This window comes from Bacteroides sp. MSK.18.37 (assembly GCF_019129155.2).
In the GTDB taxonomy this organism is placed as follows: domain Bacteria; phylum Bacteroidota; class Bacteroidia; order Bacteroidales; family Bacteroidaceae; genus Bacteroides; species Bacteroides ovatus.
In genome coordinates this window covers 1,314,457-1,339,026 of sequence record NZ_JAHOIB020000001.1, presented here as the reverse complement: position 1 = coordinate 1,339,026, position 24,570 = coordinate 1,314,457, and the positions used below count along the sequence as shown (strand labels likewise).

The following is a 24,570-nucleotide window of genomic DNA, read 5'->3' as shown; positions in this document are numbered from 1 at the left end:
ATAGATGAAGACGAAAATAAACCATATACTCCCTGTGCTGCTGCTCACCGCAGCTTCCGGTCTGACTACCGTTTCCTGCAATGATTTTCTGGACAAAACACCGGACAACCGCACGGAACTGAACACCGACCAGAAAATAGCCAAACTGCTTGTATCGGCCTATCCCGACGTATCGCCCAACGAACTGTTCGAACTCTACAGCGACAACTCCGATGATAGCGGCCCCACCTACGGTTACTACCAGCTTTCCGAAAAGGAATGTTACAACTGGGAAGATACCAAAGAGGAATATCAGGACACACCCAATTCCCTTTGGGGAGGTTATTACGGTGCAATTTCAGCCGCCAACATGGCACTCAAGGCGATAGAGGAGAAAGGAAATCCGGCATCGCTCAACCCGCAGCGCGGTGAAGCACTGGTGTGCCGTGCCTACTGCCATTTCATGCTGGCAACTATCTTCTGCAATGCTTATGACACTCATGCCTCCGAATCGTTGGGAATCCCCTATATGGAAGACGTGGAAACCACCGTGTCTCCCCGTTACGAGCGCGGCACGCTGGAAGAAGTGTACCGGAAAGTGGAGCGTGACCTCCTGGAGGGAGTGGAACTGATTTCGGACGACGGATATTCCGTCCCCAAATACCATTTCACCCGCAAGGCCGCCTATGCCTTTGCCGCCCGTTTCTACCTTTATTATATGAAACCCGATTTCTCCAACTGCGACCGGGTGATTGACTTTGCCACCCGTGTGTTGGGCAGCAACCGCGACGACCTGCTCCGCGACTGGGAAGCATTGAGCAATCTTTCCGTGAACGGAAATGTGCAGGCAGATGCGTATATTGCTTCTTCCAATGAGGCCAACCTGCTGATAAGCAGCACCGTCTCCAACTGGGGCGCACTCGGAAGCGACTACCTGGTAGGCCCGCGTTACTTCCACAACCAAACGCTCGCCACCAGCGAAACCTGTCTTTCTGCAGGACTGTGGGGCAGCTCGGATTATTTGTATCTGAAACCTTTCTCTACCACCGGATTTGTAGCCAGCATCCTGCGCAAGAGCGGACTTTATGATGGCGGCTACCTTTATTATATGCCGGTATTGTTTTCAACGGACGAAACCCTGCTTTGCCGTGCCGAAGCATACGCGTTGAAGAAAATGTACCCCCAGTCGGCTGCCGACATCACGAGCTGGCAACGTGCCTACACCCGCAACAAATCGGCCCTGACACCCGACCAGATCAATGCGTATTATGATAAAATGAATTTCTACACGCCTTTCACGCAACAGACGCCCAAGAAACAGCTAGCTCCCGATTTCACTATCGAGGAAGGGATGCAGGAAAATATTCTTCACTGTATTCTGCACATACGCCGTGTCACTACCCTGCACGAGGGGATGCGCTGGCCCGATATCAAACGGTACGGTATTATGATTTACCGTCGCAACATGGCTACTCAACGTGTCACCGACGAAATGCCGCCGAACGACCTGCGCCGTGCCATCCAGATTCCGCGAAACGTGATCGTGGCGGGAATGCAACCTAACCCGAGAAGAAACTAACAGAGAAAAAAGTGAAAATTATGAAGAAACAGATCATTTACTCTTTGCTTGCTCTCACCACAGTCTGCCTGGGGGCTTGCAACAATAACGACGAGATAGACACCGCGAACAGCATCTTCTCTACCGAACCTCTGGAGAGAAATGCTTTCGATTACTGGCTGCTCGACAACTACACCTATCCTTATAACATCGACTTCATGTACCGCATGAAGGATATCGAGAGCGATCATAAATACAACCTCGTGCCCGCCGACTATGACAAAGCGGTGGCACTGTCGAAAATCATCAAACACGTCTGGATGGACGCTTACGTCGAACTGGCAGGAATGGATTTTCTCCGTGTCTACGTACCCAAGACATTCCACCTCATCGGATCGCCCGCCTACGAAAGTAGCGGTAACATGGTGCTCGGCACGGCAGAAGGCGGGAAGAAAATCACCCTCTACAACGTGAACGACCTCAACATAAAGAAGATCAATATCGAAAAGCTCAACGAGTATTATTTTGAAACGATGCATCATGAATTTGCCCATATCCTGCATCAGAAACGGAATTTCGACCCTTCTTTCAACCGCATCTCGGAAGGAAAATACGTGGGAGCCGACTGGTATTACTACATGACCGCCCAGGGTGCCATGCCCCGCACGGACGATGTGGCCTGGTCCGACGGTTTCGTGACGGCTTATGCCATGAGCCAGTCCAACGAGGATTTTGTGGAAAATATAGCCATGTACGTCACGCATACGCAGGCCTACTGGGACAATATGATGACGGCAGCCGGAGAATCGGGCGCTGCCATCATCAACAAGAAATTCACGATTGTCTATAACTATATGCGCGACACATGGGGGATCGACCTCAACGAACTTCGTAAAATCGTGCTGCGCCGCCAGCAGGAGATTACCGAAATTGACTTGAGCACTATTCAATAAGTGCCGGTCACCTCTTGTTTTTTTGATTGACGATTGGATGATTATTTAATTACACATTATTATGATGAAGAAAAATAGAACGATATATTTCCTGTTGGCCCTTGTCTGCCTGGGTTTGCAGTCGTGCCTCTTTCAGGAAGAAGATTATTTTGACGATTCGTCTGCCAACCGTGCCACGGCCGATGTGAAGCGTTGCAGCGAACTGCTGGAAGCAGCACCCAACGGATGGGTGATGGAATATTACGTCGGTAAGGACTACTCGCTGGGAGGTATTACCCTGCTTTGCAAGTTCGACGGCCAGCGGGTGACGATGGCTTCGCAGATAGCGGGAGCGGATGAGACGGTCAGTTCGCTTTATAGCGTCAAGTCCGAGCAGGCGACGATGTTGTCTTTCGATACCTACAATTACCTGGTGCATTATTTCGGGCAACCGCAGGGAAGTATGGCCGACGACCCGAACGGAACGCTCGGAGGCGACTACGAATTCGTGATCTCCGATGCCACCGCCGACCGTATCGAACTGAAAGGCAAGAAATATGGCAACCGCATCGTGATGAAGGCTTTTTCTGCCGACCAGACGTGGAAGCAATATCTCACCCGGATAAAGAAAGTGGAAGACGATGCTTTCTTTTATGAATACGACCTGCGGATGGACGGACTCTACACCGGGCAAATGCTACGCAGCAACTATACGTTCATTGTGACCTATTATGACGAAGTTGGAAAGGTGCATCAGAAAACCGTACCTTTTATGTTTACCACCGACGGAATGCGTTTTCACGAACCGGTGACGATAGACGGACAAACCATGCAGAATTTTGTCTGGAAGAACGAGGAAATCAGCTTTGTCTGTACCGACGAAGGAGCTACAGAAGTGAAGATGAAAGGCATCTACATTGACGGATATCAGAGCTACGACTATTATCCGGGCACTTATTTGATGGATTTCTACCGCCTGAACGGTGCGACGAACCAACTGGAAGTGGCTTCGCAGGAGATTCAACTGGTGAAGAACGAGGACGGCAAGAGCTACTGGCTTAAAGGACTCGAATATGACATTCTGGTAACTTACGACAAGCCGCGCGGCGGACTTTCCATCCTGCCGCAATTCTTGAAGAAAGTACAGGGAGGTTACGTATATCTGGCTATGTGGGATTTGATGAATGATTACGTTTTGCGTAGTCCGGCAATCGGTCTTATCAGTTATCCTACCACCGACGGCATTTATCTGGTGGACAATGGAGTGTGGATGGGTGAAATCTCCGGATTTATCTTCGGTGTGTACAACTCGCAGGATGAGGAGGCCTCTTTCATGGGATACACGGATGCAGTTGCAGCAATCAGGTTGGTTAAAAAAACAATAGAAGAATGATATGATGAATAAGTTTTTTATACTGTTATTATCTGCGTGCTGTCTGCTGACGACAGCGTGCGACAAGGAAAACGATGAAACGGCACAAGGCTTTCGCATCATGAAGGCGGACGTCGATCTGGTAGCCGGAGGCGGAACAGTGGAAGTGGCTTTGCAGGCTACCGGAGAACTAACTGCCGTTTCGGGTGCGGACTGGTGCAGGGTAATCGAAGTGACAAACGAAAAGATAACTTTGCTTGTCAGAGCCAATTATGAATATACGTCACGTGCCACGCAGGTGACCGTGAGCGATGGCAATAGCGAACAGAAAATTGTAGTGACGCAGGAGGGAAATATTTTTGCTCCCGACTCCGACCAGCAGGTGATACGCCTCGGAAATGCTCCTTCACAGACGATTGTACGGGTGAATAGTTCGTTTGATTTCAAAGTGAGTGTGCAGCGGGGAATCGACTGGCTGGAAGTGCCGGCTGCTTCAAAAGAAGATGGTTTCTTGCTTGTGTTGAAAGAGAATAAAACCGGAAATCCCCGTGCCTGCCAGTTGTTGGTCAGCACCAATGAAGGGCGGAAGTTCCTTTACTACGTATATCAGTATGAAGTGACAGACTTGCTCGGAGCGTGGGGAAACAGCCGGATTTATGTGAAATGGGACACGAAGGATATCGAAGACGCCTATCCCTTGTCGGCTACTGAAATTTCGAAGAATGTCGATGGCGAGGGATATACCATTAAGATGTCGTTGGCAAATACTCCGGCGGCACAATATCTGAAAGACCCCGCAAAGGCTACGGTTTCATTGCAGGCTACCTATAAGAATGGATCGTTTGTGGTACCTATCGGTGCGGCACAGAAAGACTTTACAGTCGTGGAAGAGGTTGCGGATGAGGCGGCAGAAGGCGCATCGGACGGAACATCGGATGATGGGGCAGGTGTTGTTTTGCAAACCCTGTACGGTTTTTCTGTAGCGGCTTCTTCCAATATTTATTCGAAAGGAAATTTCGGTTTCGCTCCTGTGCTCTATCAGGACGGTTCTGTCGGAATCAGTTTTCAGGACGTGGCCGGAGCACCGGAAAGCGGATGCTACCTGGCGATAGCATTGTTTGACGGACAGCAGTTCCTGACCGGAACGCTGAAAGATTATATCCTTTTCCCGGATATTGCACTTTTCAGATAAAACGAATATTACCTTGATGAATAAAGAAAAGAACTACCGTTGTGAAACGGAATGAGAATTTACTAATTCTCTCTTAATTTAACTTTACTATATGACAGGCGGGGATACTCGCGCGAAGAATGGGAATCCTTTTCCCGAGCTTACTCCGCCTTTTTTATGATTCCCAGTCGCTACAGAAGTTCTTTTCAATGATGTAAAATATATAAATCAGTCTGATATGGATAAGAAAATAATGAAGTTGTTGGGTGTCTGTCTGTTTGTTGTTGCGTCTGTGGGTGCGTTGACCGCTTGCAGTGACAATGATACCGAAAATCCGGAGGGAGGAAAACCCGGTGGAGAAGACGTAAACCCGGTGCCGGAAGTGGTGGAGTTTGTCAATTCCAACCTGGTGTATTGGGGAGATGAGGACGGAGTGGGAACGGATCATTTTGTGTTGACGCTTTATACGGATATGGAAGTAGATGTCACCGGAAGCCCGATAGGACCGGGCAAGATTATGGCATTCAGCCTGAACGTCCCGCCATTTGCTTCGGAAGCTACGGAATTTCTGCTTCCCGAAGGCACTTTCGAGGCGGCATTGAACGGATACACGTTTGATGAATGGACGTTCAACCTCGGATATATGAATCAAATCGATCTCCCGACCGGAAAGGTGGATATTCCTGCCGGAACTTTCTACGGTGATGTGAAATCTTACTCTACGAGTGTCGATGCCGATTTGCTTTCCGGTGGTAAAATGACGGTGAAACGGCTGTCCGGTGGTGAATATTCGATTAGCGGAACATTGGTGGGCGATCTTTCCTTGAAACGTTATTTCACCTATACGGGAAAAGTAATCACCATCGACCGTCACGAAAGCAAGGATGAAACTCCTAATTCTACCCTGACCGCCGATATTGCACTGAACGGATGGACGCAAGCCCGCCTGCAGGATAAGGGAGATTCTTATTATCTGCAAGATGAATCGTGTCGTGTAGTCGAGTTGTATCTGGCGGAAGACGGTATAAGTCTTGCCGACACCTGGCCGTCCGGTAACGGAAGAGTATTGAAGGTGGAATTTTTCGTGGAATGGGCTACGGATGTAACACAGGGTATTCCGGCAGGCACCTATACAATGGTGGCGCGTGATGAGGGATCGCAGGGTATCCCGCGTGAGTTGCTGAAACCGGGAGGCATTGCCCCGGGTTACCCCAATGTCTTTACATATCCGGGAGGAACCTGGTATGAGAAACTGCAGAACGGAGCCATGAAAGAATATGCACGCATAGACGGCGGAACCATGACCGTGGCACGCGACGGTGACAAACACACGCTGACGATAGACTTTATTGACTGTGATAAGGAACACCCGCACCATGTGCGTACCACTTATTCGCAGGATACTCCTATTACCGTATTCAGCTATCGCCCGCAGTAAATACGGGTGGATGGCATCATTTTACTAATAACGCGATTTTATAATTAACCCTAAAAATAAGAAATATGAAAATTAGATTTATTTCCTTTTTCTTGTTCATGCTGGCAATGAGTTGTTTGGTGGCATGTAGTGACGATGATCCGGCCCCTGATCCCGAACCGGAGCCGGAACCTGTGGAAACTGTGAATACGTACACGTATAAGGATAAGACCATACAAGCCCAATCGGTGTCTTGTTTTGAACAGGATGGCATTGTGTATGTGTGTATGAGTCCGTTGCAGAGTTTGGAAACGCTTGAAGACTTTATGAACAGCGGTAAGGAATATGTGATGTTGGGAGTGAGTAAGAGTCTGGTGGGCAGCCCGGTTACGATAGGCGGCTCTGAAGATGACAATTATGTGCTTTATTACATGGATGCCGATGGTGAGGCTATTCTGGCCGTCAATCCTTATGAGTGGAAAGAGGTGCTGACGCAAGGTAAGTTCACCTTGACGATGACTCCGGGTGAGAATGAAACATCGGCTGTGAAAGCTACTTTTGATTGTACGCTGAAAAGTGGCGGTAAGTTTACAGGGGAGGCTGGTTGTAGCTACAAGGCTCCTGCAAAGTTGCCCAGTGAATTTTCTTTCGGAAGTGAAGTGCGTCCGTTGAAATCGGTGGTGGCTACTGTCATCGGGGGAATTCAATATTTTTATCTTAGTCCGTACGCAGGACTGACAACGGTGGAAGATATGTCGGATACGGAGTTCCTGATGATCGGAATCAATCCCGCTATGTTGGGACAGGTATTGGATATCACGTCTTATGACGGTATGGATTATGCTTTCTATAATATGACAGAATTGGGAGCTGACGACCTGACTGCGGTAGATCCTTATGGATGGTCTGAAATATGTTCGGCAGGTAAGTTCAAAGTGGAAAAGACGGATAATCGGGTGAAAATAACTTTCAGCTTTACTTTGCTTTCGGGTGGAAAGTTCGAAGGTTCTTACGAGGGTGCTTATTCTGAAATTAAACAGAGTACGACGAATATATTAACGTTGAACGGAGAAAACACGCGTGACATCAAAGCTACTTTCTATGAAAAGACGGATGAAGGAGTGGCATTGTATCTCACTCCGTCGAGAATTTCGTCTGCTGCGGACTTGGAGAATGTAAACACATATTATGTGCGTCTCTTTGTCCCGAACGCAGGACTTAACGGGCAGGAAGTGGATATAACAAATACCAATCTGGCTTTTGAATTTACTTATTATAGCCCGTATGACGAAGAAAGAATACAAATATCCAAAGGTCGCCTGGAGGATGCGGCAGGTACGTTCAGTGTATCGAAATCAGCGGATAATGAATATTCATTGACGCTTAACCTCAAATATTTGGGTGATAATAGCCTTAAAATATCAGGTAACTATAACGGTGCTTTCGCGGTGTATGATACGACGATCCCGAATGAATATCGCTTAGGGGTGGACGGTACTCCGGTCACTATCCAGTCTGTGGTGATAGATAAGACGGATGCGGATATTTGTGTTATTTACCTTTCACGACAGCCAGGTATCACTACTGTGGTGGGAATGTCGGCAGCAGATGCAGTGGTGCGTCTTTCGAAAACAATGCTGGATGGAGTGCTCCGCGGATTCTCCGGTGATGATGAAAATGTGAAAATCTCGATTACGTATGAAGGAGTGACTTACAGTCGGGCTAATACCACATTGGGCAATCTGGCTCTGGGAGGCCGGACTTCGGTGTCTCTTCAGGGCAATGAAGTTGAAATGACTTTTGAAGTGGTAGGTATTAAGAAATATGGCGATGCCAGTTTGTCCGGCTACTATAAAGGTGCGGTGACAGTAATAGAGTGACGATTTAATGAAGTGTATTCATGAAGAAAATCTTATTGAAATATTTAAATTTATATGTTTTATCGGGATTGCTTCTGGTGGGTTTTGCCGGATGTAGTGACGATAAAGATAATGATCCGGTAAATCCCGGTCCGGATGTGGAGGAATTGCCTTCCATCGGTACTTATTCATTCCGGGGGGAAGCGAACAGGATCGTGTCCGGTGAGGCTACTATGGACGGTGGTTATTTTACCTGTATCTTTTCTCCGGAAAAGATACAGGACGGGAAAACTAGTACTTATTTTTTGTTTTCTCTGGGTATGTATTGGGAGGGGCAAGTGGTGGATGCATCGACCTTGTACCAAAACGACCAGTATTTCTTTATTTACGAAGATCCGTTCTATTATTATTCCCAATATAAAAGGGTGACGGGAACGTTTTATGTGAAGCGTAACAACGATGAGAATGTTACTGTCAAATTGAATCTGCGGCTTCACGACGGTGTCCGTTTTAAAGCGGAGGTTACAGCCGATTTGATGAAGCCGTCGGGAGGAGGTACTCCGGAATGATATAATCCTTTTTTTATATAATGAGCGGACAGTTCGTTACAGATTATCTTGGACTCTTTATAACAGCAATCAGCAAGTTATAATTTGATTCTCGTGATCTGTGATGAAATGTCCGCTTTGCTTTGGCTTGCCTTTTTTCTTGCCTTGTTTGGCTTTGTCTTTCTCCGAATGATATTTTCCTTATAAAAGAGCCGTTTCAAGGCTCTCCTAAAAACTTGAAGAACAGCCTTACTTGTGCCGGAGTGAGCAGGATGGCTTTTTCACTATATCCGGTTTGAGCGAGTGCGGCTTGCAGTGCAGTGTTCTTGGCAATCCAACTACGGAGGGTGCGTCGTGCCGAGGCGGACTGTATGTGAGGTAGGTAAAGTCCGGCCAACTGGCTTTTGCTATAGGCTTGTATGCGGGTACGGCTCTCTGTTTCTGCTTTTGGGGTTGTTTTTGTTTTCATATTGACTGTTTTTTAGAGGTTTATTTATGAACTCATGCAAAGGTACGCCTTTTTATGTCGGTTGGTTCTGTTTTGTACAGAAGCCTTTGTAGGCATGAATCGTATCAAATTGTGTTTGTCTGTTCTCTCTTGCGACGGGTTGTAACATCGTGTTTCCCTGCTTTTTTCTCTTCGTGTACTTTTGTCTTCGTAATCGGTTACAAACAGTAGTTATTTATTCATCAATCAAAAAAGAAAGGAAAACAGTATGCCATTAATTTACAAACCTTATCAGGCAACACTTGCCAACAAGGAAGGACAGAAACTTTATTATCCCCGTCTGGTGAAATTCGGGAAAATGGTCAATACGCAGAAAATGGCGGAATTGATTGCAGAAAAAGCCTCGCTGACGGCGGGTGATGTTCATAACGTGATTCGTAACCTGATGTCGGTGATGCGCGAACAGTTGCTTAACAGCCGTACGGTGCGCCTCGAAGGCTTGGGAACATTTACAATGATTGCCAAAGCAGGAGGAAAAGGAGTGGAGTTGGAGAGTAAGGTCAGCAGTTCGCAGATCACTTCATTGCGTTGTCAGTTTACCCCTGAATACACCCGTGCCGCTAACGGAAGTGCTACCCGCGCATTGACCACCGGAGTGGAGTTTGTGCACATCAAGGATGTAGCGGGTTCGTTTGTGGCCGACGATGTCGTTGACAAAGACCCGGATGACGGCGACGAACCCGGTGGCGGAGGAGGAGAAGCGCCGGACCCGGCCGCTTGACCGGAAGTGCAGCTGGCAGCTGAATCCGTAGGGATTAACTGATAAGTTTGTCAGGCAAACTAAAGCTTATTGATAGACTTATCAGTAGCCGCGAATCGGGTATAGCTGATGGTTGCACTTCGACCGATATAAAATAGATTATCAACCTTAATAGAAAAGCGAATGAAATTATTACTGGAAAAGTTGTTAGACATTCTTGAGGCTGTTCTGCGGTTCCGTCATCGGAGAAGCAGTAAGACGGAAAAAGATTAGTGTACGTGTAAAAAAATGATCCTGAAAAAAAACGAAACGTGCCGCCCGCACATAGCTCACGGAACCGGTAACAAACGTGGAGCAACTCATAAAGTGAAAGTAAAGTAAGGCTCAAGGTTCAAATGAAGAAGCTGTCTCCCGATGAATGAGGCAGCTTCTTTTTTTGTACCCATTTATTTTTTTCTATTCTTGACCGTATTCAACAAAAAAACTCTATCTTTGTTTTGTAATTGAGACACAGCATATAATGGGAAGATTTATCAATCCCTTTACCGATTTTGGCTTTAAGTTTTTATTCGGCAGAGAGGTAGAAAAGGAGTTGTTAATCGACTTCTTGAACGATTTGCTCGTAGGAGAGCATGTGATTACCGACATTCAGTTCCTTAACAGTGAACAGCAGCCGGAAGTAAAAACAGAACGAGGTCTTATCTACGACATCTATTGCGTAACCGATACCGGTGAACGTATTATCGTAGAAATGCAGAACCGGGAACAGCCTTACTTTAAAGATCGTGCCCTCTTCTATCTTTCTAGGGCCATTACGCAGCAGGCGAAAAGGGGAGTTTGGAACTTTCAATTGGATGCCGTGTACGGAGTGTTCTTCATGAATTTCGTGATGGACAAGGATATGCCCTCTAAAATCAGAACGGATATCGTTCTTTCTGACAGGGATACGGGGAAGCTCTTCAGCAACAAGTTCCGGCAGATTTTTATCGAACTGCCGAACTTCAACAAAGAGGAGGATGAATGTGAAAATGATTTTGAACGCTGGATTTATATACTAAAGCATATGGATACACTTGACCGGATGCCTTTCAAGGCTCGCAAGGCCGTCTTCGAGCGACTTGAAAAGTTGGCTTCCAAAGCAAATATGACCCAGGAGGAAAGAGCCCGGTATGAAGAAGAATGGAAAGTTTATAACGATTATTTTAATACGTTGGACTTTGCTGAACAGAAGGGGGTGCAGAAAGGCTTGCAAAAAGGTAAAGAAGAAACAGCTCGTAATTTGAAAGAATTAGGAGTGGCTGACGATATTATCATAAAATCTACCGGGCTTTCGAAAGAAGAAATCGAAAAATTATAATTTCTTTCATTTTATCGGAAAGAAAGGTTTGGTCGAAAGTGAAAAATAGTCTGTAACTTATGAAGCAAAAGATAGTTGTGGAGACTTTTAACACATTCTTTTTTCGCTAAGAGTGAAGTAGCTAAAAACTATATATGTCTTTTGGGTGAAATAAACGGAATTGGAATATTATCCACGTTAAAATCAGAAAAAAGTTTTCCGTTTTGGAAAACTTTCTGTATCAGCGAGAAAGAAATGTTTCCCGAAATTTAATGTTAAAAGCTAACCAAGCTATTAGATTATCTTCTATCTTTGTATCCGGTTTCGGAGCTAAAAGAGGTTTAGTCAATGAGGGAACGCTGTGTAAATCGGCGACAGTACCCGCTGCTGTAATTCTCTAAGAATCCGCACAATAAGCCACTGCATTGATGTCGGTGTGGGAAGGTGTTGCGAGGGAGGGATAAGTCAGAAGACCTGCCGGAACTTTTTCTTTTAGTTATCAATATTTTAAATTTAAACTTTCGGGAGTTAAAGTTATGAACTACGCGGAAATTTGTATCATCAAACGTGATGGTAAGAGAGAAGATTTCTCTATCAGTAAGATCAAGAATGCAATTAGTAAAGCATTCAGTGCAACAGGTATTCAGGATGAGCAGCAGTTGGTGGCTGACATCACTATGAACGTAATCAGTCAGTTTACTACTCCTACTATTACCGTAGAAGAGATTCAGGATTTAGTAGAAAAGTCGTTGATGAAAGTACGCCCGGAAGTAGCGAAGAAATATATTATTTATCGCGAATGGCGGAATACGGAGCGCGATAAGAAAACCCAGATGAAGCAAGTGATGGACGGCATCGTTGCTATCGACAAGAACGATGTCAACTTGAGCAATGCCAACATGAGCAGTCACACGCCTGCCGGACAGATGATGACGTTCGCTTCCGAAGTAACCAAAGATTATACGTATAAATACCTGTTGCCGAAACGTTTTGCCGAAGCGCACCAGTTGGGAGATATTCACATTCACGACTTGGATTATTATCCGACAAAGACGACGACCTGTATCCAATATGATATGGATGACCTCTTTGAACGTGGTTTTCGCACCAAGAACGGTAGTATCCGTACCCCGCAAAGCATCCAGAGTTATGCTACGTTGGCTACTATTATTTTCCAGACGAATCAGAATGAGCAGCATGGCGGACAGGCAATTCCTGCTTTCGATTTCTTCATGGCAAAAGGTGTGGCCAAATCTTTCCGCAAGCATCTGGCATCGTTCATCAATTTCTATGTCGCCATGGAAAACGGAAATCAGGCCGATGAGAAATCCATCCGCACATTGATTAAAGAATATCTTCCGTCTATCAAGACTACTGAAGCCGAACGCGAAACATTGCGCATTGCTTTGGTGGCTTTACAGATTATTATAGATAAGGAACACCTTGCCCGTATCGTTGAGAAAGCTTATCAGCAGACTCGCAAAGATACCCATCAGGCCATGGAAGGATTTATCCACAACCTGAACACGATGCATTCACGTGGCGGTAATCAGGTGGTATTCAGCTCCATCAACTACGGTACGGACACTTCTGCCGAAGGCCGCATGGTGATCGAAGAATTGCTGAAAGCTACCATTGAAGGATTGGGTACAAGAGGTGAGGTGCCTGTATTCCCGATCCAGATTTTCAAGGTGAAAGACGGAGTTTCTTACTCGGAAAAAGACTTTGAGAAAGCAATGAAAGCGGAAAATATCGAAGAGGCAATGACCGACCGTTATGAGGCTCCCAACTTCGACTTGCTGTTGAAGGCTTGCCAGACTACGGCGAAAGCATTGTTCCCGAACTTCATGTTTCTCGACGCACCTTTCAACCAAAACGAAAAATGGAGAGCGGACGATCCGAAACGTTACATCTACGAATTGGCGACGATGGGTTGCCGTACCCGTGTATTTGAAAATGTGGCAGGAGAAAAATCTTCTTTAGGTCGTGGCAATCTTTCATTCACTACGCTGAATATGCCGAGACTGGCAATTGAAGCCCGCATCAAGGCGGAAAACCTGATAGAGGATGAACGCAACAAGGATGCCATTGAACAGAAGGCAAAAGAAATTTTCATCGAATCCGTACACCAAATGTCCGTGCTTGTAGCCGATCAGCTTTACGAGCGTTATCAGTATCAGCGTACGGCCCTGGCACGTCAGTTCCCGTTCATGATGGGAAATAATGTGTGGAAAGGCGGCGGTGAGCTGAACCCGAATGAACAGGTGGGTGATGCATTGCGCAGCGGTACGCTGGGTATCGGATTTATCGGCGGACACAACGCGATGGTGGCTCTCTACGGACAAGGTCACGGCCACAACCAGAAAGCATGGGACACGCTGTATGAAGCGGTGATGGAAATGAATAAAGTGGTAAACGAATATAAAGAGAAATATAACCTGAACTACTCCGTTCTGGCTACTCCTGCCGAAGGACTTTCGGGACGTTTCACTAAAATGGATCGTCGGAAATATGGAAAAATCCCCGGAGTGACAGACCGCGACTATTATGTCAACTCTTTTCACGTAGACGTGAAAGAACCGATCAGCATCGTTGAGAAAATCAAGCGTGAAGCTCCGTTCCACGCCATTACGCGCGGCGGACATATCACGTATGTAGAACTGGACGGTGAAGCACAGAAGAATGTACGTGCCATCGCCAAGATTGTGAAAGTGATGCACGACGAGGGGATTGGCTACGGCTCTATCAATCACCCGGTAGATACTTGTCATAACTGTGGTTACAAAGGGGTTATCTTCGATAAATGTCCGGTGTGCCAGAGTGAAAGCATCCTTCGTATGCGCCGTATAACCGGTTACCTGACAGGCGATTTGAGTTCCTGGAACTCTGCTAAACGGGCAGAAGAACAAGACCGCGTAAAACACCTGTAGAAGTGAATTTATTAGGAACTTATCCTGAAACGATTGTCGATGGTGAAGGCATCCGGTACTCTATTTATCTTGCCGGATGTTCCCATCACTGTCCTGGTTGCCACAACCCGGAGAGCTGGAATCCGAGGGCGGGGGAAGAGTTGACGGAAGAAAAAATACAGTCCATCATCCGTGAAATCAAGGCAAATCCTTTGCTGGACGGTGTTACTTTTTCCGGTGGTGATCCGTTCTTCCATCCGGAGGAGTTTCTGCTTTTACTGAAACGGGTGAAAGAGGAGACGGGGATGAATGTGTGGTGCTATACAGGATATAGCTACGAAGAAATCAAGGCACAGCCCCGCTTGAGTGCTGCCCTTGATTATATAGATGTGTTGGTGGACGGACGCTTCGAGCAGGCTCTTTTCTCTCCGTATCTGGCGTTCAGGGGAAGCAGTAATCAACGGATCTTGAAGTTGAAGTAACGACTTTTCTCCACTAAAAAAACTTATTTTTCAAAGGAAACAAAAACACCTGTACCATTGTTTTGTTTACCTTTACGAAACCAAGTGAATCATTTTTCATCACAGAGTAACGCGGTGCTTTTTTTGTAGTCGGTGGTGTTTGTGTTTGCATCCCTGCGTTGCTTTATGGTGAAAAAAGAATGACTACTTACAAGAATAAGTTTTTATGGTACAATCGATAAATTCAACTCAAAAAATAGAGGAAACCGACGGATTGCCGATGCCTAAGCGTATTTGGGCGGTGGTGTCCGTCGGATTCGCTCTTTGTATGTCGGTATTGGATATTAACATCGTCAATATCGTACTACCCACGCTTTCGCATGATTTTGGGACTTCTCCCGCTGTAACAACCTGGATTATCAACGGCTATCAGCTGGCTATCGTCATATCGCTACTGTCTTTTTCCGCTTTGGGTGAAATCATCGGTTACCGGAAAGTCTTTCTTTCAGGTATCGGTCTGTTTTGCATCACTTCGTTGATTTGTGCCTTGTCCGATTCGTTTTGGACGCTAACCGTCGCCCGTATTTTTCAGGGGTTCAGTGCCTCTGCCATCACCAGCGTGAATACGGCACAGCTACGTTACATCTATCCGAAGAGCCAGATTGGGCGGGGAATGGGGATTAATGCGATGGTCGTTGCCATATCGGCTGCCGCCGGGCCTTCTGTGGCGAGCGGTATTCTTTCTATTGCCAGCTGGCACTGGTTATTTGCTATTAATGTTCCGTTAGGACTTACCGCATTGTTCCTCGGCATCAAACATCTGCCAAGGCAGGAGGAACGCTCGAAACGCAAGTTTGATTATATCAGCGCCATAGCGAATGCGGTTACCTTCGGCCTGCTTATATATACGCTGGACGGATTCGCCCATCACGAGGAAATGGATTTCCTTTTCATCCAACTGGTTGTATTGGCAGTGGTAGGCACGTACTATGTGCGCCGGCAACTCACGCAGACTACTCCGCTATTGCCGCTCGACCTGTTGCGGATTCCGATTTTCCGGTTATCCATCCTGACTTCCATTTGTTCCTTTATCGCTCAAATGTCGGCAATGGTTTCCCTGCCTTTTTTCCTGCAGAACACTTTAGGACACAGTGAGGTGATGACCGGACTTTTGCTTACTCCGTGGCCGTTGGCTACGCTGGTCACGGCTCCATTGGCAGGGTATCTCGTGGAGCGTATTCACCCCGGTATACTGGGAAGTATCGGGATGGTTTTGTTTGCCATCGGGCTTTTCTCGCTTTCCAGTCTGACTGCCGAATCATCTGATATAAGTATTATCCTGCGTTTGATGTTATGCGGTGCAGGCTTCGGATTGTTTCAGACGCCAAACAACAGTACAATTATCTCTTCCGCTCCTACGCAGCGTTCGGGAGGGGCCAGTGGGATGCTGGGAATGGCCCGCCTGTTGGGACAGACCACCGGAACAACATTGGTTGCCTTGCTTTTCAGCTTTGTCACTCATAGCCGGAGCACGGCTGTTTGCCTGATGGTAGGGAGTGGGTTTGCCGTTGTGGCAGCTATCGTCAGTAGCTTGAGGCTATCACAGCCTTCCACCCTGAAAAGAAAATAATGAAGTCCTGAAAGAGGATTAAGTCTTTCAGAACTTCACAGGAACATCATACAACATATCAGTAAGTAATCATTCAAGATGAACTTGAAAGATTTGACTTTCTAGTATTTCGTTTCCCGTATGACTTCTACCAGACGGCGGAAGTCTTCCAGATGCACATCACCGATGTTTCCGATACGGAAGGTATCTGCTTTTGAAATCTTTCCCGGGTAAATCACGAATCCTTTATTTTTCAGTGCATAATAGAATGTTTTGAAGTCGAATCCTTCATGCGGATAAAGGAAAGAAGTGATGATAGGCGACTGGATGTCATCTTCGAGCAGTGTTTTGAATCCGAGTGCACGCATTCCTTCCACCAAAATACGGTGATTTTCGCAATAACGTTGGTAACGTGCTTCTACACCTCCTTCTTCAATCAATTCGGTCAGGGCTTGTTTGAAAGCACGGACAACGTGTGTCGGTGAAGTGAAGCGCCATTTTCCGTGTCCTTTTTCCATTGTTTCCCATTGGTCGTAGATGTCCAGGGAAAGAGAGCGTGCCACTCCTTTGCAATATTTTAATTCCGAACGGCGGGCGATGATGAATCCGAATCCCGGTACACCCTGAATACACTTGTTGGAACTGCTGATTAGGAAGTCGATACCGAGTTCGTTTACATCTAAGGGGATACCTCCGAAGCTGCTCATACAGTCTACAATCAGCTTTTTACCATGCATCTTGACGATGTGGGACAGTTCTTTGATCGGATTCAGGATACCGGTCGTTGTTTCGCAATGAACGAAAGCGACATGTGTGATATCGGAGTTATTGCTAAGATAATCGTCTACATATTCAACTGATACCTGCTCTGTTTCTTCAAAAGCCAGCATGTCGTAGTCGAGATGGTAATATTCTGCAATGTTGCCCATACGGTCGCCATAGGCTCCGTTGCTACAAATCAGGAGTTTGTCTTTCGGGGTGATGGTGGCGCCTAAAACGGCCTCCACGCAATAGGTTCCGCTTCCCTGTAAAAGGATGGAAGTGTATTCTTCCGGTTTTTTAGTGGCGATGTTAACCAGGTCTTTGCGGAGTTCCTGAACAATGCCGAGGTTGTAGTCTTCGTCCCATGTACACCAGTCGGTCATCATGGCTTCTTTTACTGTTTCAGAGGTGGTTAGAGGTCCCGGAGTTAATAACAAATATGGTTTCATAATGATGTTTTCTTTAGAAATGAATAAATAAATGATTTTGTTTCTTTTCTGATTGTTGGGTGCGGGCTTGAATGTTAGTTGCCGGCGTTGATCGTTTCAATCAGTGCGGGAAGTTCTTCGATAGTGCGTATCACGTAAGAAGCTCCTGCGGCAAGCATGCGCTCTTTGACATCGGCGATGCGGGCTTCGAGTTCGGAGGCAGGCATTGATTTTGTTTCTGCTTCGGTAAGTGCCATTTCATTGCTGCCGAGAATCACGCCTACACTATACACTTTCGCGTTCACTCCTTCGAGAATATCGGCAATCGTATCACCCACTTTTATAACGGCGTCGAGGCTGGGGACTGCTAATTTCGTCAGGTTCTCAAAAATCATGTAAGGAGCGGGACGTCCGGCGGGAAGTAGGTTGGGAGTGGCGCAATAATCCACGTGGTATCCTTTTGCCTGTGCGGCGGGGAGAACTACATCCATCATTTCGCGGGTATAGCCGGTGGTCGATCCTATTTTAATACCTGCGGCACGCAATTTTTCCAAAGTTGGGATTACTCCCGGAATAGGGTCTGTGTAGTTTTCGAGAGAGGCGAAGAGATGCTTCTCGAAAAGGCGGTTTAGTTCTACCACGTCTTCTTCCGTCCAGGCGCGTTGGTAACGGGCGGTAAACTGTTCGTTCACGTCAGGCATGGAAAGTAGTTCGCGGATGTGTTGAATTTTGGGTAGTCCCATTGGTTTGCGGGTCTGTACAACATCGATTACCAGTCCTTTTTCGGCAAATGCTTCGATAAAAGCAGCCACGGGGGCAAAACATCCATAGTCAACGGCTGTACCAGCCCAGTCCATAATAATACATTCAATCTTTTTCATTCTTGTTTCTATATAATATTGGTTTATTCGTCAGAAATTAGTAAGAAGCGAGGGAGGGGACGGGGCAAGATTCGTTCCCGCGTATTTCACCCTGTTTCCCTTTTCTGTATTTTTGTGTCAGATAAATCATTGCTAAGGTGAACGCAAAGGTGCAGACGATTCCTACTGTCCCTGCCATCGTATTGTAGAATTCCAGCCAATTTAAATCCGGGTTGAAACATTCTTTCACTACCAATACCACCACTGTGCCTGTGTAGCCGATGGAATCGACCATCGCTATGAAGAAACCTACATTTCCCTTGATGCGGAAACAGGCGATGAAGCGGTCGAAGAAGATGGTTTGAAAGCTCAAGTAAGAAAAATAGAGGCAGAGGCTCTGGATAAATAACCACACGAGCGGAGAAAGTTGCAGGGTATGGTAGTTGAATGCCACAGTGCTAAGTGTGATTGCTCCCGCAATGACAAGTGTCAATAGAACGGAAAGTACTTTGATGTGGCTTTTCATCACTGCCAGGGTGGCGAAAATAGCCAGGATAATCAGTGTGACTACACCGTCCACTTTGGCGAATACCCACGGGGAAAGTCCGGCGGCATTGACGTCTATGATTTTCACCAGAAAGTCTTCCTTGACATCTTGCAAAACGGTGAGAAAGAGGTTGGCGAAGAAAAGCAGTGTCAATATGGGAGCAAAGCTGCGGAACAGGTTCCAGCGTTGTTGTTTGTTGAGAGTGACACGTTCCACACGCAGTGCTTTGTCTTCGGCAGTCGGTTTGGGCAGGTGATCGAGGATATAGCCCAGTCCTGCCAGCAAGGGCAATGCTACCGCACCGATCAGTGCAGGCATCCAGAACTCACTGACGTGCAGGGTGTCGACAACGAAAAGTCCGATGGATTTGGCTGTGCCGCTACTGACTGCGATACTGAGTCCGAAAAGGGAAGCGAGCAGATCCGTCACCCGGCGTCCTTCGAGGAAGCTGAAGATGACTCCCCACATACAGCCAAGCGACAGTCCGTTGAAGAACAACGCCAACACATTGAACGGGCGGGGCAGGCATCCGAAAAGAACCAAAGAGAGTTCGGCCACTAAAATAGAAACAAGAATGAATTTCAGGCGGCCTTCTCTCTTCAGTTCGGAAATAAGTTTGATCCCGATAAACTTGGATACCATATATCCGAATATCTGGATGATGCTGGTGGCTATCTTATAGTCCATACCAAATAGTTCCATGCCGTCGAACGTGGCGGCGGTGAACGGTTTGCGTAGTGCGTAGACTAATGAATAGGATAGCAGTGCCGCTCCTCCCGCATAAAGGATAAAGAGTAAATCGGAAAGTTTCTTTTGGGCCGAAGGCGACAGTTTTTCTTTGAAATTCATAATGCTATTTTTTTGTTTCCGGTGCAAAAGTAGGGTGTCGGAGCGAACGAAAAAATGAATTTCAATGAATCATATTGTATATATGAGCCTTTAAGTGTACTGAAATATTAATGTAATATTCATGCAATACAAACATAATACCTTAGTCATTCCTTTGCAACGGAATCAATTAACAAACCGAAAAATCATGGACGAACTTACGGATATTTATAAAAGAATAGAGTACCTGCGCAACAACGGGGTGAAGATGAAAGAAATTGCCGACCGGGTGGATATGGCTCCGAGTGTGTTGTCTGCTTTGTATTCGAGTGTGCTTCCCGCTTATATCGACTTATTGAAAACACGCACACCGGACGAGGCGCTGGATGAAGCTTTGGCACTGGTGAATAATGTTTCCAAGAAACGCTTATTAAATAATGTGGGATCGGTGAGGCTGTTGCTTCAGGAGATGGAGCCGGACGTGCAGAGCGAGGCGGAGAATGGCAACTCTTTTATCAAGTTGCTGGGGAAGGAGGCGAAGGAGTCTGTGCAGGAGGTGTATAATTATAGCGGTATGTATCTTAGTTACAGTTTGTCGTCTTCTACGGATAGCTTGAAGATCGAGCCGTACATGATTTGTGCTTCCGAGAATAATGAGTATGTGAAGGTGGGGATGATTAATGCGTATAAGTCGGTGCATTGGGGGAGCGGGATTATCAGTAATCATCAGAACTCTTACCTGATGTTCAACGAAAGGGATTTGCCACAGTTTGCGCTGGTGACTATTTACCTGCAACTTCCGCATTATGAGTTTCCGAATATGCTGAAAGGGCTTTATCTCTGTCTGGACTACAATCATAATCCGATTGCGCGTCGTATTGTACTGGTGAAACAGTCGGATAGTACGGATGTTAATCAGTTTCTGGAGATGGAAGGGTGTCTGGTTCCGCGGGTGGAATTGACTCCGGAATTGGAGGTGTACTATAATTATACGTGTCAGGAGGGAGATTATATCAAAACGTGCACGGTGCCTTCGCCTAAGTTGGATGAGACGGATTTGGAGAGAGAGAAGAAGATGTTGAAGATTTAAAGACAAACAACAATAAAAAAAGATCCCGGATGAAAATTGGTTTTTAAAACCTTTTTCATCCGGGATAATTCTTTTTATATGTTTTCTCTATCTTTCTATTGTTATATTCGCTAGAAGAAGAATCGCAAAATATCATTGAAGTTAGCCCATATCAACAGACCGAAGAGCAGAATCATACCGGTCATCTGGGCGTATTCCATAAACTTGTCGCTCGGTTTGCGGCGGGCTATCATCTCGTAGAAGAGGAAGAGCACGTGGCCACCGTCTAATGCGGGGATAGGGAGGATGTTCATGAAAGCCAGGATGATGGAAAGGAAGGCTGTCATATACCAGAACTGGTGCCAGTCCCAGGTAGCGGGGAAGATGCTGCCGATCGTTCCGAAGCCGCCCAGTTGTTTGGCTCCTTCTTTTGAGAAGAGGTATTTCATGTTTCCTACATAGCCTTTCAGGGTTTTCACACCGAGGGAGACACCTGCGGGGAAGGATTCAAAGAAAGCATATTCTTTTTTTACCATAGGGAGCAGACGGTCTGTGACGAGACAGGCGGTTACACCCATCAGGTAGGCGGAGTCTACACGCATACTTAGCGTGTCTGTTGCACCGTTACGCACATAAGTCAGCGTGATTAGACGCGGATCTATGCTGTCTTTGAGCAGGGTTGCTTCGTTTTTCTTACGTTCTGCCATCGCTTCTTTGAAGTCGGAGAAAGAGATCGGGGTTCCGTTCAGGGCGATGATGCTGTCACCTGCCTGGATTCCTGCTTGTGCGGCAGGAGAGTTCACCATTACGCTGTCTATAACATACGGGAAACGGTAGGAGGCGAAGCGGACGCTGTCTGCCAAGAGACGTTGCATCAGGTCTTCCGGGATATAGACGGAGGCTTTTGCCCCGTTACGGATGACGCTTACTTCGCGTGCATCGGCAATCTGGCTCAACATGTCGCCGTCATAACGTTCGAAAGGAACACCGTCGGCAGAAAGGAGGATATCACCGTCCTGGAAACCTACCGCTTTGGCAGTCTCGTTGAATTCCATACCAAGAGGGGCTTCCTGTACCTTTATATATTGGTCGCCCCATGCAAAAAGAATCATGGAGTAGATGAACAGTGCCAACAGGAAGTTGAACAGTACGCCACCCACCATTATCAGCAGACGTTGCCACGCCGGCTTGGAGCGGAACTCCCACGGTTGTTCGGGTTGTTTCATCTGTTCGGTATCCATCGACTCATCAATCATGCCGGCTATTTTGACATAACCGCCCAATGGCAACCAGCCTACTGCATACTCTGTGTCACTTTTCTTGGGTTTGAACTTAAAAAGGGTGAACCAAGGGTCAAAAAATAAGCAGAATTTTTCTACACGCACCTTAAACAAACGGGCAAAAAGAAAATGCCCGCCTTCATGAACGATAACGAGCAAGGATAAGCTCATAATCAATTGCAGGGCACGAATCAAAAATGTTTCCATATAGTCTATTTACAGTTTAAAGCCTTCAACTAATTCTCTACCGAAGAGAGGATATAAAGGCTATTTTCAATTTATATTAATACTAATCAATTTCTTTATTTTCTTTGTTCATCAATGGGATGAAGCGGATCATATCAGACTGGCTGCTATTTTCCTTGCTTCCGCATCCGTAGCTACATAATCGTCGTATGTCGGATTGGCGATGAAGGCAACCCGTTCCATTGTTTTCTCTATTACGTCGCTCATGCCGAGGAAGCTGATGCCGTCTTTCAGGAAAGAGGCTACCACTACTTCATTGGCAGCATTGACGATACAGGGCATATTCCCTCCGCGGTACATCGCTTCGTAGGCGAGTGCCAGGTTGCGGAACCGTTTCGTATCGGGTTGCTCAAACGTCAGATTCGTGCATTGGGAGAAATCGAGTCTGTCGAAAGAAGAGCTGATACGGTCGGGGTAGGAGAATGCGTACTGGATGGGCAGGCGCATATCTGGCATCCCAAGTTGTGCCTTGACAGCTCCGTCTTCAAACTGCACCATCGAGTGGATGACTGATTGCGGATGCACCACCACTTCGATCTGGCTGGGCTGAACACCGAACAACCATTTGGCTTCGATCACCTCAAAACCTTTATTCATCATGGAAGCGGAGTCGATTGTGATTTTTGCTCCCATTTCCCAGTTGGGATGTTTCAAGGCTTGCGTCTTTGTGACGGATTTCAGCTGTTCCAAGGTGCAAGTGCGGAACGGACCTCCGGAGGCTGTCAATATCACTTTCTCGATCGGGTTACCCACTTCTCCCGCTAAACACTGAAAAACAGCAGAGTGTTCAGAGTCTACCGGCAGAATCGGAGTGCGATATTGTTGTGCCAACTGATTAATCAGTTCGCCCGCTACTACCAATGTTTCTTTATTGGCCAACGCAATCGCTTTCTTGGCGCGGATGGCGTTGATGGTTGGTTTTAGTCCGGCATAACCGACCATGGCTGTCAACACCATGTCGATGGGGCCTGCTTCTACAATCTGACAGATAGCGTCTGTGCCTGCGTACACTTTGATGGGCAGGTCGCTCAATGCTTCTTTCAGTTCGGAATACTTTTCTTCGTTGGCTATCACTACCACTTCCGGCTGGAACTTCCGTGCCTGGGCAATCAGTAGTTCCACGCGGTTGTTGGCTGTCAGCGCATAGGCTTCGTACAGGTCGGGATGTTCTTCGATGACTTGCAGAGCCTGCGTCCCGATGGAGCCTGTTGAGCCTAGGATAGCTATTTGTTTTTTCTTTTTGTTAGTCTCTATATTCATTTTTCTATTATCACTTAAAATACGATGTATTTTTCGGGATTTACCGGATGACCTTTATACCAAAGTTCGAAATGGAGGTGCGGCCCTGTACTAAGTGTGCCGCTGTTTCCTACCAGAGCGATGGCTTCCCCTCCTTTCACGCGTTCACCTTCCTTTTTCAGGAGGGAGCCGCAGTGTTTATAGATTGAAATTAAATCCTGGTTATGTTGTACGCCAATCAGATAACCTGTCTCGGCGGTGTATGTACTTAGGATGACGGTCCCGTCCATGGTTGCCAATACACTTTCGTTGGGATTGGCGGCGATGTCGGTGCCGTAATGTTTCTTCTCGGCATTGAAGTGGTCGGACACCATACCTCGTGTCGGACGGTATAAAATGAGTCCGGTCACGTCCGGTTGGGAAGTGATGGAGGTCAGGTTATATTTTTCATTCTCTTCATACTGACGGCGGAATTCTTCTTCCCGTTTGGTACGTTCCATCAGTGTGTCTTCGCGGGCAGTGGTCAGTGAATCGAGTGTCTGCACGCTGTCGATGGATACTTTTCCACTGAAGATATCCTGAATGTTCATGATGTAAAGATTCTGCTTGTTGAGCACTTGTTGTAAAGAGTCTACACGCAGGGCATTGTCCACGATTTGTGTACGGACTTCACTATTCATGTATCCGGGGAGGTAGTTGCGCAGCGGGGTGAAAGTGATGATGCAGGAAGCGATCAGGAAAAGTACCGCCAGCACGCAAAGTAATACGGAAAGTCCATTGAGCTTGGATACGCGAAGTCCGACAATTTCTTCAAGTGTATTTTCATTAACGATCGTTAGTTTATACTTGAACTTGAAATTTTTCCAGAAAGCTTTACTTCGTCTTCTCTTTGGCATCTCGGGTATTTACTGTTTTTACGATTTACTATTTACTATTTTCAGTGGATGAGCGG

General features: G+C 46.6%; 20 protein-coding genes and 1 riboswitch. Of the genes, 13 read left to right on the top strand and 7 right to left on the bottom strand.

Annotation, left to right across the window (positions count from 1 at the left end; all coding sequences use genetic code 11):
- Window positions 1-4 precede the first annotated feature (4 nt).
- From KSX81_RS05700 to KSX81_RS05670, 7 genes are all read left to right on the top strand, one after another.
- On the top strand, window positions 5-1,558 hold the full coding sequence (locus KSX81_RS05700) for a RagB/SusD family nutrient uptake outer membrane protein (RefSeq protein ID WP_195456032.1): 1,554 nt from the start codon (window positions 5-7) through the stop codon (window positions 1,556-1,558).
- Between the two features lie 20 nt (window positions 1,559-1,578).
- The gene (locus KSX81_RS05695) at window positions 1,579-2,490 is read left to right on the top strand and encodes a putative zinc-binding metallopeptidase (protein WP_004326042.1); all 912 of its coding nucleotides are present in this window, start codon (window positions 1,579-1,581) and stop codon (window positions 2,488-2,490) included.
- A 61-nt stretch (window positions 2,491-2,551) separates the two neighbouring features.
- Complete coding sequence (locus KSX81_RS05690; protein ID WP_117610867.1) at window positions 2,552-3,862, top strand: DUF4302 domain-containing protein; 1,311 nt, start codon at window positions 2,552-2,554, stop codon at window positions 3,860-3,862.
- Between the two features lies 1 nt (window position 3,863).
- Window positions 3,864-5,033: a BACON domain-containing protein gene (locus tag KSX81_RS05685; RefSeq protein ID WP_117513842.1), complete on the top strand. Its 1,170-nt coding sequence runs from the start codon at window positions 3,864-3,866 to the stop codon at window positions 5,031-5,033.
- Window positions 5,034-5,250: 217 nt separating this feature from the next.
- The gene (locus KSX81_RS05680) at window positions 5,251-6,450 is read left to right on the top strand and encodes a hypothetical protein (protein ID WP_217725609.1); all 1,200 of its coding nucleotides are present in this window, start codon (window positions 5,251-5,253) and stop codon (window positions 6,448-6,450) included.
- A 65-nt stretch (window positions 6,451-6,515) separates the two neighbouring features.
- Window positions 6,516-8,309, top strand: coding sequence for a hypothetical protein (locus KSX81_RS05675; protein WP_004321716.1), 1,794 nt, complete (start codon window positions 6,516-6,518; stop codon window positions 8,307-8,309).
- 20 nt (window positions 8,310-8,329) lie between these two features.
- Window positions 8,330-8,857, top strand: a complete 528-nt coding sequence (locus tag KSX81_RS05670; RefSeq protein WP_004321714.1) for a hypothetical protein — start codon at window positions 8,330-8,332, stop codon at window positions 8,855-8,857.
- Between the two features lie 196 nt (window positions 8,858-9,053).
- Here KSX81_RS05670 and KSX81_RS05665 read toward each other — a convergent pair whose 3' ends face one another.
- On the bottom strand, window positions 9,054-9,305 hold the full coding sequence (locus KSX81_RS05665; RefSeq protein ID WP_004321706.1) for a DUF4248 domain-containing protein: 252 nt from the start codon (window positions 9,303-9,305) through the stop codon (window positions 9,054-9,056).
- Between the two features lie 247 nt (window positions 9,306-9,552).
- On the opposite strand from KSX81_RS05665, the gene KSX81_RS05660 reads away from it, so the two are divergent.
- From KSX81_RS05660 to KSX81_RS05640, 5 genes are all read left to right on the top strand, one after another.
- The gene (locus tag KSX81_RS05660; RefSeq protein ID WP_004296776.1) at window positions 9,553-10,065 is read left to right on the top strand and encodes an HU family DNA-binding protein; all 513 of its coding nucleotides are present in this window, start codon (window positions 9,553-9,555) and stop codon (window positions 10,063-10,065) included.
- A gap of 499 nt (window positions 10,066-10,564) precedes the next feature.
- Complete coding sequence (locus tag KSX81_RS05655) at window positions 10,565-11,401, top strand: Rpn family recombination-promoting nuclease/putative transposase (RefSeq protein WP_004296779.1); 837 nt, start codon at window positions 10,565-10,567, stop codon at window positions 11,399-11,401.
- A 281-nt stretch (window positions 11,402-11,682) separates the two neighbouring features.
- A riboswitch (cobalamin riboswitch) is annotated at window positions 11,683-11,877 on the top strand.
- A gap of 39 nt (window positions 11,878-11,916) precedes the next feature.
- A complete protein-coding gene (locus KSX81_RS05650) occupies window positions 11,917-14,310 on the top strand; it encodes an anaerobic ribonucleoside triphosphate reductase (RefSeq protein ID WP_004296781.1) in 2,394 nt (797 codons plus the stop codon).
- 2 nt (window positions 14,311-14,312) lie between these two features.
- Window positions 14,313-14,771, top strand: a complete 459-nt coding sequence (gene nrdG / locus KSX81_RS05645; RefSeq protein WP_149964998.1) for an anaerobic ribonucleoside-triphosphate reductase activating protein — start codon at window positions 14,313-14,315, stop codon at window positions 14,769-14,771.
- A gap of 205 nt (window positions 14,772-14,976) precedes the next feature.
- On the top strand, window positions 14,977-16,380 hold the full coding sequence (locus tag KSX81_RS05640; protein ID WP_004296786.1) for an MFS transporter: 1,404 nt from the start codon (window positions 14,977-14,979) through the stop codon (window positions 16,378-16,380).
- 101 nt (window positions 16,381-16,481) lie between these two features.
- Here the strand turns inward: KSX81_RS05640 and KSX81_RS05635 are convergent, their stop codons facing one another.
- From KSX81_RS05635 to KSX81_RS05625, 3 genes are all read right to left on the bottom strand, one after another.
- Window positions 16,482-17,570, bottom strand: a complete 1,089-nt coding sequence (locus tag KSX81_RS05635; protein WP_217725610.1) for a 2-aminoethylphosphonate--pyruvate transaminase — start codon at window positions 17,568-17,570, stop codon at window positions 16,482-16,484.
- A gap of 74 nt (window positions 17,571-17,644) precedes the next feature.
- The gene (gene phnX / locus KSX81_RS05630) at window positions 17,645-18,430 is read right to left on the bottom strand and encodes a phosphonoacetaldehyde hydrolase (RefSeq protein WP_004306877.1); all 786 of its coding nucleotides are present in this window, start codon (window positions 18,428-18,430) and stop codon (window positions 17,645-17,647) included.
- Between the two features lie 37 nt (window positions 18,431-18,467).
- Entirely contained in the window at window positions 18,468-19,805 is a 1,338-nt protein-coding gene (locus KSX81_RS05625) for a DUF5690 family protein (RefSeq protein WP_004296790.1), read from the bottom strand.
- Between the two features lie 187 nt (window positions 19,806-19,992).
- On the opposite strand from KSX81_RS05625, the gene KSX81_RS05620 reads away from it, so the two are divergent.
- Window positions 19,993-20,874 carry a hypothetical protein gene (locus KSX81_RS05620; protein ID WP_195355745.1) on the top strand — a complete coding sequence of 294 codons (882 nt, stop codon included), beginning with the start codon at window positions 19,993-19,995 and terminating at the stop codon, window positions 20,872-20,874.
- A gap of 110 nt (window positions 20,875-20,984) precedes the next feature.
- Here KSX81_RS05620 and rseP read toward each other — a convergent pair whose 3' ends face one another.
- The 3 genes from rseP to KSX81_RS05605 form a co-directional block, all read right to left on the bottom strand.
- Window positions 20,985-22,340 (bottom strand): RIP metalloprotease RseP, encoded by a 1,356-nt coding sequence (gene rseP / locus KSX81_RS05615; protein WP_004296792.1) that lies wholly within the window; start codon window positions 22,338-22,340, stop codon window positions 20,985-20,987.
- 129 nt (window positions 22,341-22,469) lie between these two features.
- Window positions 22,470-23,639 carry a 1-deoxy-D-xylulose-5-phosphate reductoisomerase gene (locus KSX81_RS05610; RefSeq protein WP_004296793.1) on the bottom strand — a complete coding sequence of 390 codons (1,170 nt, stop codon included), beginning with the start codon at window positions 23,637-23,639 and terminating at the stop codon, window positions 22,470-22,472.
- Window positions 23,640-23,653: 14 nt separating this feature from the next.
- Window positions 23,654-24,514 carry a M23 family metallopeptidase gene (locus KSX81_RS05605; RefSeq protein WP_004296794.1) on the bottom strand — a complete coding sequence of 287 codons (861 nt, stop codon included), beginning with the start codon at window positions 24,512-24,514 and terminating at the stop codon, window positions 23,654-23,656.
- Between the last annotated feature and the right edge of the window lie 56 nt (window positions 24,515-24,570).